11 protein-coding genes are annotated in these 18,897 nt (G+C 44.6%); all 11 read right to left on the bottom strand.

Going from position 1 to position 18,897, the window contains the following annotated elements:
- Positions 1 to 12: 12 nt before the first annotated feature.
- The 11 genes from V2H77_RS18350 to V2H77_RS18300 all read right to left on the bottom strand — a co-directional run bounded on the left by V2H77_RS18350 (position 13) and on the right by V2H77_RS18300 (position 18,893).
- Positions 13 to 543 (bottom strand): DUF5625 family protein, encoded by a 531-nt coding sequence (locus V2H77_RS18350; protein ID WP_341499946.1) that lies wholly within the window; start codon positions 541 to 543, stop codon positions 13 to 15.
- A 48-nt stretch (positions 544 to 591) separates the two neighbouring features.
- Positions 592 to 1,113, bottom strand: coding sequence for a DUF5625 family protein (locus tag V2H77_RS18345; RefSeq protein WP_341499945.1), 522 nt, complete (start codon positions 1,111 to 1,113; stop codon positions 592 to 594).
- A gap of 97 nt (positions 1,114 to 1,210) precedes the next feature.
- Positions 1,211 to 1,726 carry a DUF5625 family protein gene (locus V2H77_RS18340; RefSeq protein WP_265378679.1) on the bottom strand — a complete coding sequence of 172 codons (516 nt, stop codon included), beginning with the start codon at positions 1,724 to 1,726 and terminating at the stop codon, positions 1,211 to 1,213.
- A 129-nt stretch (positions 1,727 to 1,855) separates the two neighbouring features.
- Positions 1,856 to 3,271, bottom strand: a complete 1,416-nt coding sequence (locus V2H77_RS18335) for an HlyD family type I secretion periplasmic adaptor subunit (protein ID WP_265378680.1) — start codon at positions 3,269 to 3,271, stop codon at positions 1,856 to 1,858.
- Between the two features lie 122 nt (positions 3,272 to 3,393).
- Positions 3,394 to 5,529 (bottom strand): type I secretion system permease/ATPase, encoded by a 2,136-nt coding sequence (locus V2H77_RS18330; protein WP_341499972.1) that lies wholly within the window; start codon positions 5,527 to 5,529, stop codon positions 3,394 to 3,396.
- Positions 5,530 to 6,257: 728 nt separating this feature from the next.
- Entirely contained in the window at positions 6,258 to 8,111 is a 1,854-nt protein-coding gene (recD, locus tag V2H77_RS18325) for an exodeoxyribonuclease V subunit alpha (protein ID WP_341499944.1), read from the bottom strand.
- A complete protein-coding gene (gene recB / locus V2H77_RS18320) occupies positions 8,111 to 11,716 on the bottom strand; it encodes an exodeoxyribonuclease V subunit beta (RefSeq protein WP_341499971.1) in 3,606 nt (1,201 codons plus the stop codon). Before recB ends, recD begins: the two co-directional genes overlap by 1 nt.
- Positions 11,716 to 14,604, bottom strand: coding sequence for a pitrilysin (gene ptrA / locus V2H77_RS18315; RefSeq protein ID WP_341499943.1), 2,889 nt, complete (start codon positions 14,602 to 14,604; stop codon positions 11,716 to 11,718). Before ptrA ends, recB begins: the two co-directional genes overlap by 1 nt.
- Positions 14,604 to 18,065: an exodeoxyribonuclease V subunit gamma gene (gene recC / locus V2H77_RS18310; protein WP_341499942.1), complete on the bottom strand. Its 3,462-nt coding sequence runs from the start codon at positions 18,063 to 18,065 to the stop codon at positions 14,604 to 14,606. Before recC ends, ptrA begins: the two co-directional genes overlap by 1 nt.
- Positions 18,043 to 18,429, bottom strand: coding sequence for a prepilin-type N-terminal cleavage/methylation domain-containing protein (locus V2H77_RS18305; RefSeq protein ID WP_341499941.1), 387 nt, complete (start codon positions 18,427 to 18,429; stop codon positions 18,043 to 18,045). Before V2H77_RS18305 ends, recC begins: the two co-directional genes overlap by 23 nt.
- A complete protein-coding gene (locus V2H77_RS18300) occupies positions 18,426 to 18,893 on the bottom strand; it encodes a YgdB family protein (RefSeq protein ID WP_341499940.1) in 468 nt (155 codons plus the stop codon). The genes V2H77_RS18305 and V2H77_RS18300 overlap by 4 nt, the downstream gene beginning before the upstream one ends.
- Positions 18,894 to 18,897 lie beyond the last annotated feature (4 nt).

The following is an 18,897-nucleotide window of genomic DNA, read 5'->3' as shown; positions in this document are numbered from 1 at the left end:
TACAGATGTGGATCAAATTTTCGGATTGTAATAGGTGAACTCGACAAAACTCTGAATGTCATTAAAAGCAGGCACATTCTCCAAGGTAGTAATTACCGCAGAGTAACGTCCGGAGGGTAACGAAAGTGTTTTAATTTCTCTCACAGCCGCAGTTATACTTCTCTCTTTATAATAAAAGGATTGTGTTCCTTCGCTCCCCACCGCGTTTATTTCCTCGTCAAAAAAAACCTTGCCGTCTTTAACCAAACGAAACGAAACGGGGGTTATAACTCCTCCCTTATCAATACTCCCAAACAACTCAAGCCGCCTTAGAATTTCTTGATAATCATTCCCTTTATCAAACAGCAGGGCAAACTGATAATCTCCAGCCTCGCTCTTGCTGAGTTCAAAATTAATCTCGACGGATTGACCAGAATGCGACACATCAATTGGTTTGCGTATAGTCTCAATGTGCTTAGAGCAGGCCATTAATAATGTACAGCTCATAAAAACAATAATATTTCGCCAATTTTTGAATCTTTCGTTTACCTGTAATACTTTCATTACGCCACTCCAAATTTTAATATTTTCTTTGTTTATACCGATACCATTTTAAATCTTCGGATTAAAATATATGAGCTGTATAAAACTCTCAATGCCATTAAAAGCGGGGACATCCTCCAGGGTGGTAATTACCGCAGAGTAACGTCCGGGGGGTAACGAAAATGTTTTAATTTCTCGCACAACCGTATTTACCCTTATCTCTTCGTAATAGAAGGCGTGCCCCCAAGCATATCCCCCTGCGTTTATTTTCTTGTCAAAGAAAACCTGGCCGTTTCTAACCAGATGAAGCGAAACGGGAGTTGTCACCCCGTCATCATCAATACTCCCAAATAACTCATCTCGCCTGTTCATTTCATCATAACCATGCCCTCTAGCAAACAGCAGGGCAAACTGATAATCTCCTTTCTTGCTGATTTCAAAATCAATTTTGACTGACTGACCAGACTTCGACACGTCAATCAGTCTGTATATATTGATGGGCTCAGAACATGCCATTAATAAGGTGCAGCTCATAAAAACAATGATATTTCGCCAGTTTTTAAATCTTTCATATACCTGTAATATTTTCATTTCGTCACTCAAAATTTTAATATTTTCTTTGTTTATACTGATACCATTTTAAATCTTCGGATTAAAATATATGAGCTGTATAAAACTCTCAATGCCATTAATTGAATACACTATCCGTAATATGTACAAAGCTCTCAATACCATTAAAAGCTGGCACATCTTCCAGAGTGGTAATTACCATCGAGTAATGTCCGGGAGTGAACTGAAATATGTCAATAGTACGTACCGCCGTATCTATCTTTTTCTCTTTATAATGGACGGTATGCATCAGCGTTGCACCCACTGTGTTTATTTCCTCGTCAAAAAGAACTTTGCCGTCTTTAACCAGACGAAAAGCAATAGGTATGGCAACTCCATCAACATGAGCACGGAATAACTCAGATCGCCTTTCTTTTTCCTCCTGACTATCCCCAACCGCAAATAACAGAGAAACCCGATATTCTCTAATCTTACTGATTTCAAAATCAATCTTGACGGATTGCCCCGAATGCGATACATCAATCGGTTTATATACATCCATCGGCTTAGAGCATGCCATTAATAAGGTGCAGCTCATGAAAATAATCATGTTGCGCCAGTTTTTGAACCTTTCGTGTATACGTAATACTTTCATCAAGTCACTCCAAACAAAGTAAGACTGCGAAAAACCCTTTGACCATTAACAGTAACTTATCTCAAACTCGGAAAACGGTGAGTATAGCGAACCGGGCTCACAGAGCTGCCCCCACAAGCCGCCGTTCTCTTACCGTTCTCTCAGGCTTTCATCCAGATGCTGCTGCAATGGGCTTAAGAAGTAATCGATCACTCGACGTTGATCGGTTTTTATTTCTGCCGTGATCGACATGCCCGGAGATAGCGCGACTCGCTGACCATTGACCATCACGTGATCAGACTTCAAGCGAATACGGCTGCTATAGATAAGCCCACGTTTTTCATCCTCGATAGCGTCGTTCGATACGTTGAGCACTTCGCCGTCAACAGTGCCGTACTTGGTGAAAGTGAAGGTTTCCACTTTGACAGTGACCGGTTGGCCAACGTGGACGAAACCCACATCCTTGTTTTCCAGCATGGCTTCCACTTCTACCGGTTGGTCTGCGGGAACGATGACCATCAGCGGCTGAGCCGGTGTCACCACACCACCGACGGTATGGATAGCAAGTTGTTGAACTGTGCCAGCCACCGGAGCTTTGAGGCTGGTCAGGGTTTCATGGTAACGGGCCTTCGCCAGCTCCTGAACCAAGGTTGCTGCTTTTTTGTTTGCTTCCTGTTGCAGGTCAAGCATGGCGCGGCGATTTTGCGCAACAACGGCCTCACGCCGACGTCGCGCTTCGTCCCGAGCGGCGGTATGCTGCAAGACACTGGCCTGCTGTACGCTTAACTGGCGTTGCAGATCCAACCGCGTCTGCTCTTTTTCCAGATATGCATGCCGCGACACATACTGTTTCGCCAATAACCGCTGGTAATCCTCGGCCAATCGCGTAGCAATCGGTAACGTTTTTCGCAGGCTAGCCACCTGAGACTGCGCAGACTGAATTTCGGCGCTGCGTTGGTGGATTTCCGCATCCACCAACTCTAGGTTGCTGCGGTATTCCTGGTATTGTCCTTGAAGCCAGCGTTGGGCACTGAGCACCTGCTCAGGGTTGGCGTTGGCAATCGTCCCTACCAGCGACGCCGGCGGCTGTTGCTGATTGATCGCGTCGAGCATGGCGGCACTCCGCGCACTGTCGATATGAGCAGCCAGCAGCTCACTCTGGACCCGGCTGACGTCAGCGCTCGCCGCCGTCGGGTCGAGTTCGACCAACAACTCGCCAACTTTCACCGTTTGGCCGTCATTGACGTGGATCGCTCTGACCACCGCCGTTTCACTGGATTGAATCAACTTGGTCTTGCCATTGGGAACGACCTTTCCCGGAGCGATAGCCACTACCTCGATTTTGCCGATGTAGGCCCAGAGCAACGCCAATACAGCGAAACCCATAATGCTCCAGGTGAAAATTCTCGGTGCTGGGTGAACCGGTGTTTCCTGCAACTCCAAAGCCGTCGGTAAAAACTGTAATTCATGAGCAAGTCGCGGCGACACATCCATGCTTTTACGTTGGCCCCAAGACTGACGCCACGCGTGACGATAACGCTGCAATAAAGAAAGGGTGGCGCTCATTCGAAATTATTTTCCTTGAATCGGAGTATATTTATCTTGGTCACATCTACCTCTGACTGTGTTATTAACCATTGATTACGTTATTAGCCGTTTTCATCGTACGCTCCGGAAATGGAAGCCTTTCAGCCCTGCTGCATTTGATACAGTCGTGAATAGTGGCCGTCCTGACGCGACAGTAACTCGGCGTGGGCTCCCTGTTCAACGATCTGCCCGCGATCCATCACAAGGATACGATGCGCGTCGCGTACAGAGGACAACCGATGAGCGATAATGATGACCGTGCGTCCCTTGCAAATGCTTTGCATATTCTGCTGCACCACCCGTTCAGACTCGTAGTCCAGCGCACTGGTCGCCTCGTCGAAAATCAAAATGCGAGGATTGCCGATCAAAGCTCGGGCAATGGCTACCCGTTGCCGTTGACCGCCCGAAAGTGACGCTCCGTGCTCACCCACAATGGTGTCGTAACCTTCGGGCAGTTCAAGGATGAATTCATGAGCTCCAGCCATGCGGGCGGCATGCATGACCACTTCGAGCGGCGCCCCCGGATCGCTCAAGGCAATGTTTTCGCGAATGCTGCGGTTGAATAGCATATTGTCCTGCAACACCACACCAATCTGTCGGCGCAGCGAGGACACATCAGCCAATGCCAAGTCCATGCCATCGACCATGACCCGTCCGCGCTCCGGAACATAGAGTCGCTGCAACAAGCGGGTCAGGGTGCTTTTACCGGAACCGGAGCGACCCACCACACCGATGATTTCTCCCGCACCAATGACCAGGTTGATTCCGCGTAGCACCTCAGAACCATCAGCCCGATAACGAAAATGCACCTGTTCAAACTCTACCTGCCCCTTGAGCGGCGGTACTGTGCTACGTGTAGCCTGAGACAATTCAGTACGGGAATTAAGGATGTCTCCCAGACGCTGCACTGAAACCCCGGTCTGCTGGAAGCTGGTCCACAGTTGCGCCAGACGCATGATAGGGCCGCTGACACGACCGGCCAGCATATTGAATGCGATCAACTCCCCCACCGATAGCTGCCCCTCTATCACGAGACGCGCACCGAGCCAGAGTGTGGCGACCGTCACTAACTTGCCAATAAGCGAGACGCTTTCATTGGCGATAGTGGATAAGGTCTGTGTTTTGAAACCTGCGGCAACATAAGCCGCCAGTTGGTTGTCCCACTTGCGGATGGCCTGCGGTTCAACCGCCATTGACTTTAGGGTATCGATGCCATTTACCGTTTCGACAAGGAATGCCTGATTCTCAGCGTTGCGTGTGAAGCTATCCTGTAATCGCTTACGCAAGAGAGGTGTAACCACCCCCGAAACGAGTGCATAGAGAGGCAATGATAACACCACAACGAGGGTCAACCAGCCGCTGTAATAGAACATCACAAGGATGAACACCAGAGAAAAAAGCACGTCGAGCATCAGGGTAATGGCATTGCCAGTGAGGAAGCTGCGGATGTTTTCCAGTTCGCGGACACGAGCCACAGAATCACCGACTCTCCTGGCCTGGAAGTAAGCCAGCGGCAGATTAATCAAGTGCCGAAACAGATTCGATCCCAACTCCACATCAATACGGCTGGTCGTATGAGTAAACACGTAGCTACGCAGACCGCTCAGGGCCGACTCGAACAGCATGATACCCAGCAATCCCGTCGCGATAACATCCAGTGTGGTTAGGCCGTGGTGCACCAGTACTTTGTCCATGACCACCTGAAAGAACAACGGAGTCACCAAGGCAAACAACTGCAAGGCAAAAGACCCCAACAAAACTTCACCCAACAACTTGCGGTATTTGACGATAGCCGGGATAAACCAAGTGAAGTCAAAGCGTGAGGTCTCTCCGGGCAGACCGTTACTGGAACGCACAAGCACCAGTTGCCCTGTCCAACGCTGCTCAAGTTGCTCGAAGCTGATAACTTCGGGGCGCGCCGAACGTGGGTCTTGAATCAAAGCCTGTTCTTTATCCAGTTTGGCCAAAATAAAAAACTTCCCATCTCTATCAACGGCAATGGCTGGCAATGGAGTATGTTCAAGTCTGGCAAGTGTTGTGTGTACAGCCTTGGCTTTCAACCCTGAATGACGAGCAGCCAGCAACAGCTCCTTCAGGGTAAGACCTTGGTTAGAAGTAGAAAATTCGTGTGAAAGTTGTTCAGTCGATATAGCTATGTTGTGAAACCTGGCCAACATGGCCAAACAAATCAGGCCGGTATCCAGCTCCGGGGAAGAGTGGGGTGACTCAGTACTCATTTCATTATCTTGCATCAGACAACTTAATCCTTAAATCAAAAATCTGGATATTCATCTCACCCCTAGCAAGCTATCCAGACATATCCGCAATCCGTTTAGTAAACAAATCACAATTCATGTAATTAGGCGTTTATATCATCAAATAATAATAAATTTCATTTAATATATTCACAAACTGTGACATTAACCACACAATAATATTAAAATTTATTAAATTTATAATTTTTTTGTTTACATTGATAACAAAATACACACATTAACAATTTGATTCAGTAATTGTAACGACTCTTGAATCGGTGAAATTAAGATATCGATCAGTATATAGCCATCACAATGAAACTAATCGGTATTACCGACTGAACATTACGGCTAATAATCACTCAACTAAAAAAAACCAAGAAAATACTTCAATTAGAAACTAGCCAAAATTTGGCATACAGGCAGGTTTAAGATGCATTTATTTTGAATAGAACAAGGCAATCTCTAGCTAACTACACAAGAATTTTTCAATCACCCAATCGAGAACTTTTTACAAAAACAAAAGGCATATTTACCGAAGTCAGTACGGCAAATCAGAAATCTCATTAAAAATATTAATGACCTGCTTGTCGGGCTTAAAAATTCCAATCCAACACTTGCGTAAATAACGTTCAAAAAACGTCAGATAAGATATGACCACATCATTAATAGATAAATTTTTTTACACAAGTCAGTCTACAGAGCAAGCGCTAATCCTCCTGTAAGCTAAGCCGCTCTGCTAATCCACTTCGCCTTTGAGTTGGTGTCTGGATTGCCTGACGCAATACCGCTTCATGTGCATACAGAGTCAGTTTTTCTCTGGCGCGGGTTATCGCTGTATAAACCAATTCACGGCTGACAACCGGCACAAATTGCGTTGGCAATACCAAAGCTGTATGGTCAAATTCTGAGCCCTGTGATTTATGTACGGTCATCACATATGCAGTTTCATGTTGTGGCAAACGACTTGGCTGGATTCCTTTAATCTGTCCATCAGGCAGTTGAAAATAAGCACGTAGTTCATTGTTTTCATCCCTCAGCATAATACCGATATCACCATTAAATAGGCCCAATGTGCTGTCATTACGCGATATCATGATGGGCCTGCCTGCATAACCACGGCTGAAAATCCCGACAGGGCGACGAATAAGCCCCTGACGATGTAATAGCTGTTCTATACGCTCGTTAAGTCCACTGACACCAAACGGCCCTTCTCTAAGTGCACATAACAAACGATAGCGGTTAAATTCATCTAAAATCGCTTTGGCAGGCGCCCGTTCTGTTACCAATTGCAAATAAGCGTGATAACCCGCTACCGCTTCTGCCAGCAACCGCTGATAATCTTCATCGTCGGACAACGGGTAAAAACAGATATCCTTTAACGATTGCTGCAAAATAGAGAGAGCTTGTCGACTCTTTCCCCGATTAACGGCCGCAGCCAATTGACCAATCCCAGAATCCACATTAAAGCGGTAACTTTTGCGTAAAAGACACAAACGATCACGAACCTCTGGGATATTTTGCTGATCGCCCGCCGCTAACCGACATCCCGTTAATCTGCTTAGCTGTTGTGCCCTCGTTACGCTGTATCCCAGTTCTGCAAAACGGCAAATATCACCCAACACCGCTCCTGCCTCCACTGATGCCAATTGATCTCGGTCACCAAGCAGAACAATTTTCGCTTTCGGCGGCAATGCATCAATCAACCTAGCCATCATGGGTAAATCCACCATTGAAGCTTCATCTACCACCAGCACATCCAGACTAAGTGGATTATCTCGGTCATAGCGTAATCGCTGGCTATCAGGCTGCGCTCCTAGCAAGCGATGAATCGTCTGTGCCTGATCGGGCATGCATGCAAACTGTTCCTCCGTCAGCGGCAATTTTTTAACCGCACTATTAAGAGATTCGGTCAATCTGGCGGCCGCTTTTCCAGTCGGGGCTGCCAGTTGGATAACCCGCTTTTTGTCAGGATCAAGTTTAATTAAGGCCGCCAATAGCTTAGCAACAGTGGTAGTTTTCCCGGTTCCTGGTCCGCCAGAGATAACCGAAATTCTGCTAGTCACCGCGACAGCCGCAGCCACCTTTTGCCAGTCCACTATTTCCTCAGGCAGCATGAATAATTCATCTAAAACAGCTCTCAGTTGCTGTTCCTGAATATTATCGATTGGTTGATTGCCGGCAAAGAAAGCGGCCACCTGACATTCACTTTGCCACATTCTCTGCAAATAAAGCCGGTCATGGGAAAGCACAATAGGCGTTGGTTGAAATCCATCACTAACCGCAGCACAATTTTCCAGTGCTATCAGCAAACTCTGCTCATCAGGTTTTCCCGCGACCCGCCACAACTGCTCTGCAAATTCACGATGCCGCCCATCAAAAAAGTATTCTGGCGTTATCCGATTAACTGGCAGGCAAACATGCCCGGTACCTGTTTCAGCGCTCAACAACGCCATCACCAATAACAAAACAGGATCTTTATCCTCAATCAATGCATGAGCAAACTGTAAGTCCAATGAACGCAAAAGCCTGAGGTTTACTGCCTGTTGTAATAACGAAATCATCAATTTTTCTCTTTCTCAGACTGTTCATTGCCACTGAAAAGCAGATCCAAAGCATCAACAAATTCAGCCGATGGCCGACAATGGAAAATACCATTCCCCGGCTGTTGTTTATCTATCCCCCTTAGAAACAGATAAATCACCCCGCCGAAATGTTGTTGGTAATCATAATTAGCCAGCCGGTGACGTAAGTAACGATGCAATGCCAGTGTATAAAGCTGATATTGCAGGTCATAACGATGCTCAATCATGGCTATTTCCATTGCCTGGCGAGTATAAAACTGGCTCTCCTCTCCCAACCAGTTTGATTTGTAATCCAGCACGTAGAATCTGTCTTGCCAACAGAAAACCAAATCAATAAATCCTTTCAGCATCCCTTTCACCTGTTGAAATTCCAGTTGAGGGCAACGAGCAGAAACCGGGTCATAACGACGCATCAGTGTATCCAATGTCTGAGATCGCAAAAGTTGCTCAACCGGTAGATAAAATTGCATTTCATTCTGTTGATGATGCAGCGGAATTTTTGCCAGCTGCACTCCTTCCTCATTCAATGGAATGGTAAAAATATCGGCCATCCATTGCTGTAATGTCCCACTCCAGTGTTCATCAAATCCGGCTGATTGCAGTTGTTCTGCCAACCATTTCTCATCAGGTCGTTGGCTGAAACTAATTTCTTCTAAAATAGCGTGCAAAAAAGTCCCCGCGGAGGCCCCCCTAGGGAATGTATGTGGTGTCATTTCAGGTTGTTCTGCTAACTGCTTTTCACCACTAGCATCAACATCAAGCTTTGGCGCAATAGACTGAACAATCACGTCAATAGATTCTTCTCCAGCAAAATAAGCGGAAGCATTGCCACGATGAACCACAGAGTTTCGTAAACCAGAATAACTGGTAATACGCCAGTCATCCTGCATTCTGCGTTTAAATTGCCTGGCCGACAGGGCTAAATCATTTTTACTGTGCGATTGCCAGGGATGATCGTCAGTCTCATTAATTGATGATATAACAATGCCATCTCCACTTAATTCTTTAAGCGATGTCGCCAAAAAATCAGCATCCCCTTTCACTCCCTTTTGCAACAGATAGCCCAGAGCACATTGATGCAGATCAGTATCCCCGGCCTTTTTCTTATTGCCTTTTATCAACGGAGCCACGCCGACACTGCAATGGTAAACAGAACGCGTTAATGCGACATAGAGTAAACGCAAATCCTCTGCCAATCGTTCTTGTTCCGCCAGCTCAATCGTCTCGTCGTCAGGAAAGATATCGAGGCAAGTATTAAAGCTTGTACGATCATGATATATCGCCCGCTTCTGCTCCCTGAAATTACAGATAAATGGCAACCATACCAGCGGATATTCCAGCCCCTTAGATTTATGGATAGTACAAATTTGTACCAAATGACGATCACTTTCCAGCCGCATCTGCTGATTTTCAGATTGTGGATCAGGATGAGAGATTTGCTGAGCCAACCAGCGAGTGACCGCATGTTCACTGTCAAGTTGCAAAGATATTTCCTGCAACAACTCACCAATATGCATCACATCCGTCAAACGTCGTTCACCGTCATAACTAGCAAGCAAATTCTCAGCAATATGATGGTTGGCGATGACCGCTCGCAACATAGGTAACACACCGCGGCGTTGCCACAGACGAAAATAGCCATCAAATTCATCAACTAACTGATCCCATCTCTTTTCATCATGATTCAACTTGTCTATCTGCCAGGCAGTTAGACCAAATAAACCACTCGCCAACGCACTTCTTAAAACCCGTTCTTTTTCCGGTGATAACACCGCTTGTAGTAACCAGAGAAGATCCTTGGCTTCTGCGGTAGCAAATACACTCTCTCGGTTAGAAAGAAATACGGAAGGGATAGATAACAAATTAAGTGCATTACGGATCAGTATGGCTTCCTTTCTACTACGCACCAAAACCGTAATATCAGCCGCCGTCACAGGCCGAGAACCTTCACTTTTATGTAACAAAGCCCGCCCTTCACTACCTGCTTGCAACCAATCACGAATTTGCGCAGCACAGAGCCGTGACATCGTTTGCTCATAATCTCCGGTAGAAACACCTTCACCTGGTTGTAACCAGAAATTCAATGCGGCCTGTTCTTCACCATCATAACTAAAAGAAAGTTCTCGGTTTTTCTCTGCCGCAGAAACTTTAATAAAAGGGATCTGTTCAAACAAAAATGGATTTTCTGAACGCATAAACAGTTTGTTTACTGCCTGTACCATTGAGTAAGCAGAGCGCCAGTTTGTTTCCAGAGTATAGTGAGCACTTACCTGAGAACGGGCGCGAATATAAGTGAAAATATCTGCGCCGCGAAATGCATAAATAGCCTGTTTAGGATCACCAATAAACAGCAATCCATTTTCAGGCTGACCGCCATAGATGGTATGGAAAATCCGGTATTGTTGTGGATCGGTATCCTGAAATTCGTCGATCAACGCAACCGGATAGCGCCGGCGGATAGTCTCGGCAAGCAAATCACTGCCCGGGCCTTTCAGAGCATCATCAAGGCGGATAAGTAAATCATCAAACCCCATCTGACCGCGCGTCAATTTTTCCTGACCGATTGATTGGCGAATCTCAATAATAGCCCTGGAGATAATCAAATCACGTAAAGTAAGTGGTTGCTTATATAAATCATCGATCGCAACAAAAAGTGAATGTTCAGGTACCTCACCTTTTTTTGTTTTTTCTGCCAATACTGATTGCTGGAATTTCTCCAACGCTTTTGGCAACAGATAATCCTCTGTAGGTGCCTGAGCCCAATCCGTGACACTATTCAGCCAATTTGGTAAGTGCTTACTACTGTAACTTCTTTTATCGACACCAGAACCCGCAATTAAATCGTGCAATTCTCCAGCAACTTCATTCCATTGGTATTTAACATCACTGATCAACTGGGTAATTTTTTCATGACGACTTAACAGCGTTTCATCACTGTTCGGCGCATTAACAATATATGGCATATCCCCTTGTAAATAAGGGTATAATTCAGCCAGCAGAGCTTCCGGCCCACTCCACTCCTGACTGATTACCTGTGCCATTGATAATGGCAATGGATAACAGTGTCGCCGCCAGAAATCAGCACACCCCTGCCGTTCTAATGGATGTTGATCCTGAATTAATGTCTGTTCAAACAAGATCCCAGATTCAAAAGCATTATGCGCCAACATCCTCTGACAAAAACCATGAATGGTATAAATCGCGGCTTCATCCATTTGCCGCTCTGCGGCCAGTAACCAGATAGCCGCCCGACCTTTATCTGGGATTTCATCCAATAGCTGTTGATAGGCTGGTTCTGCACCTTCTATTTCGTTTCGAATACAAGCAAGGCGAAGTTTATGAATATTTTCACGGATACGCCCACGTAACTCATTTGTTGCTGCCTCAGTAAAAGTCACTACCAAAATTTCTTCCACGCTCAAAGGCCGTGAAAAAGCAGCATCTTTCCCCAACCCAAGCAGAAGACGCAAATATAAGATACCGATAGTGTAGGTTTTACCTGTCCCGGCCGATGCTTCGATCAGCCGCTGACCATTCAGCGGCAGAGTTAATACATTAAGCCTGTGAACAGATATCTCTGTGATCACTGATCTCTTACCTCAACAGGTAACCGTTTCTGAAATTCAGTCACATTCTGATAGGTTTTCCAACCTTTCAATCTCGCATATCCATCCAAGTTTCCTGATTTACCAATCACTTGTGAAATCAATGACAGCCCTTGATGTTTGATTACCGCATTCTGATAGAACTTAATCAGTTGCTTCTGTGTAGTTTTCTTTAGGATCTCAAGCATTTTATCTCTGCTATCAAAATTAAAGTTATTGCGGCTGAAATCACCAGAGAAACGGGCAACCTCGGCATAGAAAGTTTGTGGCGGTTGCTGCTTTTCATTAATCAGCGCACTCTTGTACTGTTCAAAATCAGCTTGAGACATTGCTTTCAATTTATTACCAGCGTTCTGATAGAAATCTCGATAACGCTGATTCAAATATTTCGGTTGTTTACTATTACTTTGTAGTAGGAAACCTAATCCCCACTGCTCCCCCACACTGGTATTGAAAGCAAACACCGCATACCCCAGTTGCTCCGCTGTCCTTAACTGTTCATAAAACCACGGCTGGAGCATATTGCTCAACAAACTGGAATAAACATAACCTTCTATACGGTCATAACCCGTCGGAATATAAACCTCGGCTAAAGCGCCATCTGTGCTGCTGCCAACACGCTGGAAATTAACCGGGTAATTTTTATCAATCACCACTTTATCCCCAATCCACCAGTCATTTCCCTGATTGGCCAGTTGGTTATGGGCAGATTCAGCAATCACTTTGCTCTGCTGTTCGGTCAAGTTCCCAATGATCATCATTTGCAAAGCAGCATTTTTTATCATTTCATGACGATACGTAACAATATCCTGAACCGTGATAGTCTCCAGCGCTTTTAAACGAGTGGACTGTTCCGTGTAAGGCACCGCAGAAAGGCGCTTCAACGGCTGCATAGCCATTTCATAAGCTTTAGCGTTATTGGAAACCGCTATCTGCTCACGATACCAAGACTTAGCCTGTGCCAGTTGCTCCTCCGTTGGCGTGAATGCCATGTAATGACTGATTAAAGAGGTTAAAAGCGCTGGCAGATTTTGAGTGTAACCACTTACCTCCAGTTGCAGTCCCTGTGACGAACTAGTAGAAATATTCATTCCAGCAACAGAAGCCTGATAACTAAGCTGGTCAAGGGAAAGCCCTGCCAAATAATCAAGCAAAGAGGAAGTGGCCTGCTCACGGGCACTATCCAAACTTTTTGCATTACGTAAATCTAACGTAATGCTGGCCTTAGGCTCATCAGCAAAATATTGGCTCGGCATATAGAGCAGACGGACACTCTGCTGTTCAAGGATCATCTCTGGATGTTTTTGACTCTTATCTGCTTTTATCAGCTTCAAATCGTCAGGAATATAAGGATTTGGCACAGGCAAAGAAAAGTTCATTTGCGTTTCTAACTGCTGCCATTCCATCCGTTGCTGTGATGTGATTCGATCAACCTGATAAGGCGCCTGAACAAAATAAGCCTGTTTATCGTGCGGCTCTTTTGGGCTGATATACCAGATTCTTGCATTTTCAGGTGTCAGCTCAGCAAGCCGGGCGGAGATTGCTTCTGGATCATAGTTATCAGCCAAATAACCGGCATTAAGTACATTGGAAACAGGAACTCGCAACATAGCATCCGATAACCATTCGATATAATGCATATCACGAACAATCGAGCCATATCGGAAAGACAGATTCAAAACCTTCGCAATCTCATCAAAATAACTTCTCTGGATGCCTTTTTGTTTTAACAAATTAATATAAGCAAAAATAGCCGCAATAACCTGATCCCGTTGTGCAAGCCCTTTATCTGTCAACGTCACATAAATAAAAAAGATCCCCTTGTTACGATCAACCATAGGCTCCGCACCAGCACTGATACTTTCTGCTAGCCCTTGAGCTTGTAGCCAATCTGATAATGTATTCAGGCTACGGTTGCCTATCATATAACCGAGATATTCATCGGTTTTACTGCGGAAATCAGCACTGTTATTGTCAATGCTGAACTCCAGTTGCAACGCTTTTTGCGGTTGGGCTGGAACATAATGGATGATAATCCCTTTCTCTTTTTCCGTGACTGCCGGAACAGTAATCGGCGGCACACTCGCTTCTCTATCTGGTATCCGACCAAAAGTATCAACAGCAATTTGAGTCAGTTTATCGATAGGCTGATTACCGTAAATCACACCTTTCATCAGATTGGCCGAATAATAGCGCTGATAGAAATCCACCAGTTCGGTCTGTAATTTACTCCCAGGTTTATCTTTTAGTGTTTCTAGATTACCGCCAGAAAAACGGGCATTGGGATGCTTAGGATTCAGAGTTTCTGCTCGTATTTGAGCAACCCGCATCCCATCACGAGAACGCGCCATTGTCAGCTCTGCATTAACGGCGTTTCGCTCCCGATCTGCATTCACTGGGTTAAGTAATGGCTCAGCCAGTGCGTCAGCCAGACGATCTGTAGCCTGAGCTAATGCCTCATTTTCTACTTCGAGGTAAAAAGCTGTGCGGTAAGAAGCCGTGCTGGCATTGTAGCTACCACCATGCTTTTGCAAAAATTCTGATAACTCACCTGACTGTGGATAACGTTCGGAGCCCATCAGAACCATATGTTCCAGATAGTGTGCAAGTCCAAGCTGACTGTCAGGGTTTTCCATACTACCAACCGGAATTGCTACCGCTGCCAAAGATTTGGTTGCCTTCTCATCAGATACCAGCAAGACCGTCATATTGTTTGCCAATCTGATTCCCTGATACTGACGATGATCATTTTCGCTTTTATAAATTGTCTCTTGCAGTAGCTTCCACTGTGGTGTTTGCGCATAGCTTACTGTTCCCCAAAAGAGCAGGAACATTACAGTAATCATGCGAACAAAATGTTTATGCATTATCCGATATTCTCCCTATGTTTCTGATTTCGCGCCATCGGTAACAAATAATTGAGCGCTTCCTGTTTAAGTTTTGCTAAAAATGATTCATCGATTTGCCTGAAAGCCCGCTGAATATAAGGATCATCCCCTTCGCCTATGCGTCCCTGATCTCCAAGCCATGCCTTCAATAGCTGGCTTTCAGCTTTTGATTGAATTTCATCGCTATCATCAATCTCACCTGTTTCTTTATTCATACATGTTGAAAGCCACGCCCAACCACTTTTACAAAACAGCGGCAAAGGCGCTGATATTCCTCGTTGATAACCCTCAATCAATTGATTCAGATAATTTTTCGCTTGTTCTAAAGGTATAGACGCAAAACGCCATTCGCTGCCATCACGCCCATAACTACGGCTTTCACCCTTCCCCCCGGCAAGACAGTAAGCCAAATGCTCAATCCACAATTGCATGCCATCATTGGCTGTTAAGCTGGCTGGCCGCCAACGTAGCAAACCATCCGGTTGTACCTTATTAATTTGTCCTGTCAGCATCACCTGGCCTAAATCATGATGTAAATCAACAGATAAAGTTTCCATCTGTTGTTCACGAATTTTATCCGCCAAAGGCTGCATCTCTTTTTGCTGCTTCAACCAATAAACCTCGCCAAAAGCGCCAAAAGGCAACCCGCCAGCAGCACGAAGCCGATTGAAAAGTGGTTCAGGCGATTGCTGTTCAATGAGCGCACTCAACAATAGCTGATTAAACTGATAACGCTGGAGATTATCTAAAACGAAAGGTTCTTCCTCTGGCAGTTCCGTTTCTTCAATAACGAAATTTACTTTCAAGCAACGTTGGAAAAAAAACCGAACGGGATGACGGTAAAAACTGTTCAAATTATCAAGTGTAATTTCTTGAATTTGTGCCGTTTCAATAGATTGGCAAAATTCAGCGTATGCTGCACCTTGCTCAGTTGCCGCTGGTAACCACTCCCCGGCATAGCTTTGCTGATAACTGCCCGGTATAAAATTTTCTGGTGCAAATGGAACGCGGGAATGCAGATACAATAAATGTTCTCTGACATAAGTAGCACTTTGATCAACATTCAGTTTTTCATTTCCCGGCAAACAAAAACTTTGGCAGACATAATCCAATAATTCATTTACTAATACGGAAGGATTACATTCCGTATCATCACGAATGGACTTGCCAATATAGCTGATATAGAGGAACTGTTCGGCAGATATCAAGGCTTCAAGGAATAGATAACGGTCATCATCCCGTCGTTTTCTGTCCCCCCTCTGACCTTTTTCCGCCATGAGATCAAATCCAAGCGGTGGAATTGAACGAGGATAGATACCATCATTCATTCCCAATAAACAGACAACCTTAAAGGGAATAGAACGCATCGGCATTAGGGTGCAAAAATTAACAGATCCAGCGAGAAAACGCTGGCTGATTTTTTCATTATCAAACTGAAGCGCCAATTCATCTCGTAATAGAACCAATGGCACGCTTTCCTGATAACGGGCATTTAAGCCATTGACTATGACTTTCTGCCATTGCTGTTCTATCATCGCCAGTACTAATTCAGTTTCACTATCTGATGCAAAAAATGTCTCCAGCAACTGCTGGCAGACAGGTAACCAACCCGTTAATGTTCGGCTCTCGCTAAGAATCTTGCGCCAATAACTCAATTGCATTAAAAGCTCAGCTAATTGGCCGGCAAGCTCTGCGGCTAAACCACTAGATTCATCATAGGGCAATACCTCTTTCCAAGGGCCTGACCGACTATCCATTGCGTAACCCAATAACATTCGAGTGAGCCCAAAACGCCATGTATGCTGACCTGTTACCGGCAAAGACAGTTCTTCCACATTATCGTCATCCAGCCCCCAACGAACACCTGACTCTTCAACCCAACGCCTTAATAAACGCAAACCATCTTCATGAATGTCAAATTTATTCGCCAACGCTGGCACTTCCAACAATGCTAAAACCTGTTCCGTCGTAAAACGGCTTTGAGGTAAATCCAACAGTGTAATAAATACCTGTAAAACTGAATGCGCTTGACGGGCTTTACGATCAGAAATGGCAAATGGAATATAACGTTCAGCAGAGACATTACCAAATACGGCCTGAACATAGGGAGTATAACTGTCAATATCCGCGACCATCACAATAATATCTCTTGGCGTCAGCGATGGATTATCTTCCAATAATCGCAATAGCTGGTCCTGTAAAACTTCCACTTCACGTTGAGGGCTATGGCAAACATGGAAAGATAAAGAACGATCTAACGGATCAAGCACTCTTTTTTGCAGGCTATTTTCAAATGTTTCTTTTGTTGAACCAATTTGGGCATGATCTTCCAGATAGAGAATATCCCTTTGCAATTGATGTAATAGATTATCCTGTTCTAATTCAACAAAGGCGTGAACATCCGAACTCTGCTCAAGCTGCGACAATAAATAGAGGTTATCACGGCCCAACCGTCCCCACGATGCCAACAAGGGATTACTTACATCTTGTTCACCGTCATCGTTAAACAGTGATTGAGCATTACCAGGGTCTTTAAAATATTCCAGCTCCTGTTCGCTCTTATAATGGCGTGGTTTACGGCTGCTCAGTTTTGCCAGAAAAGCATAATTCTGAATATCTCCCCAATAATATTTACATGGATTGGTAAACATCAGATGAATATCAATGTGCCGTGCCAGTGCCTGTAAAGCTTGTAAATAGACCGGTGGTAAGGCAGAAATACCACAGATAAATACCCGTTTCGGTAAACAAACTGAAAACTCAGTTCTATTTTTTTCTAGCTCAAGGCTATTTTCTAGCTCAGGGCTGTTTTCTAGTTCAAGACTATTTTCTCGTTCAGGGCTGTTTTCCAGTGTTGAAATAAAACGCTGATATAAATTAGCACGATGCCATTGAGGTTGTTGTAACTGGTGAGTATATTTCGTCAGCTCCAGCCATAATCTTTTCTGCCATAACTGATTATCGCTCAAGCCATCAATAAGCTGACCTTGTTGCCAACTTTCCAACCATTGCGGGCGATAAACTAGATATTGGTCAAACAGATCAGCAACCCGTCCAGCCAATTGATGAATCTTCCGTTTATCAAAATCTTGATCAAGGTAGTGCCTGAGCGCGACAAACTCCGCTTCTGGCAGCAATTGAGGCAATAACGCCATCAATTTCCATGTCATAGCATCTTTACTAAAAGCGCTTTCTTTAGGAATATCAGGCAATACTTTGGTAAACATATCCCAAATAAACGTAGCGGGAAGCGGAAATGAAATATTGGCTGATATGCCTATTCTTTCAGCCAGTTGGATTTGCAGCCACTGTGACATACCTGGGCTTTGTACCAAAATGACTTCCTGAGCAAATGGATCAGTCAGTGGATTATCCCCGATCAATATTGCTATCAATTCTTTAAGAAGATCTAATTGATTAGAATGATAAACCTTGAACATGAGAACTCCCATTTGAACAAATCCATCGGCTTGCTTTACTTTGCTGATTATAAGATGTTGTTACCATAACTGTAAGCTGATAGCAGCCAGACAATGGATATGTTATCTGAAATTCAGCGTGCCATCCCGGTGGTAATATTATTTCTGGCAAAGGGTTTTGACCTGCAATTAATTCATATTGTTCCAGATACCCATAAGATAATTTATCCGCCTTTGATTGCTGCCAATGTTGCTGAAACCCAAATAATAGCGCCTGATGATAACGCATTAATCCCAATAGAGAGACCGAAAAAACCATAACAGCAATCATTACTTCGGGCAAACTCATACCTGCTTGATGCTCATAAAAAAGATCCGACTTCATGAACAAAATCCCACATCTACCTCAGGACAAAAGTCCAGCCAACCACTTTCTACCGGGATAAGAGAATCTCTTCCACCAGCAGAAAATAATTTCATCCATTGATATAATCCAACAGATTGACCAGATGCCACATCAGCCATACCTTTCAGTAGAAAAAAATGACTCGAATGCCTTTTTAAGCAACTGGTCAAATGAAATTCTTGCTGTTGCTGGCAATACCACTCTTCTGTTTTATTACTATCAAGCGGCCATGACTGAGCAATTCCCCACGCCAGTGAAGATTCTGCTTGCTGAAAAACCTTTAAATATCTGCGTTCATCGACCATCATGATTAAAGCGTTATCCAGATGATGATGCAAAGCCTTTAACATCATTAGGCTCACTGCCAACAATATCAGTACTGAAATTAGCAATACATTACCTTGCTGATATTGAAAGCAGCCATGAGAAGAATGCTCAGCCACGGTA

The sequence above is a fragment of the Photorhabdus sp. P32 genome (assembly GCF_038085095.1).
Classification (GTDB): Bacteria; Pseudomonadota; Gammaproteobacteria; order Enterobacterales; family Enterobacteriaceae; genus Photorhabdus; species Photorhabdus luminescens.
Note: the sequence above shows the minus strand (reverse complement) of the source record. Positions and strands in the feature narration are given on the sequence as shown.

What these genes read in the sequence shown, in the direction of transcription:
- V2H77_RS18335 (WP_265378680.1), bottom strand. Translation starts at nt 3,271, where the DNA reads ATGAGCGCCACCCTTTCTTTATTGCAGCGTTATCGTCACGCGTGGCGT.
- recC (WP_341499942.1), bottom strand. Translation starts at nt 18,065, where the DNA reads ATGTTCAAGGTTTATCATTCTAATCAATTAGATCTTCTTAAAGAATTG.
- ptrA (WP_341499943.1), bottom strand. Translation starts at nt 14,604, where the DNA reads ATGCATAAACATTTTGTTCGCATGATTACTGTAATGTTCCTGCTCTTT.
- V2H77_RS18345 (WP_341499945.1), bottom strand. Translation starts at nt 1,113, where the DNA reads ATGAAAATATTACAGGTATATGAAAGATTTAAAAACTGGCGAAATATC.
- V2H77_RS18350 (WP_341499946.1), bottom strand. Translation starts at nt 543, where the DNA reads ATGAAAGTATTACAGGTAAACGAAAGATTCAAAAATTGGCGAAATATT.
- V2H77_RS18340 (WP_265378679.1), bottom strand. Translation starts at nt 1,726, where the DNA reads ATGAAAGTATTACGTATACACGAAAGGTTCAAAAACTGGCGCAACATG.
- recD (WP_341499944.1), bottom strand. Translation starts at nt 8,111, where the DNA reads ATGATTTCGTTATTACAACAGGCAGTAAACCTCAGGCTTTTGCGTTCA.
- V2H77_RS18330 (WP_341499972.1), bottom strand. Translation starts at nt 5,529, where the DNA reads ATGAGTACTGAGTCACCCCACTCTTCCCCGGAGCTGGATACCGGCCTG.
- V2H77_RS18305 (WP_341499941.1), bottom strand. Translation starts at nt 18,429, where the DNA reads ATGAAGTCGGATCTTTTTTATGAGCATCAAGCAGGTATGAGTTTGCCC.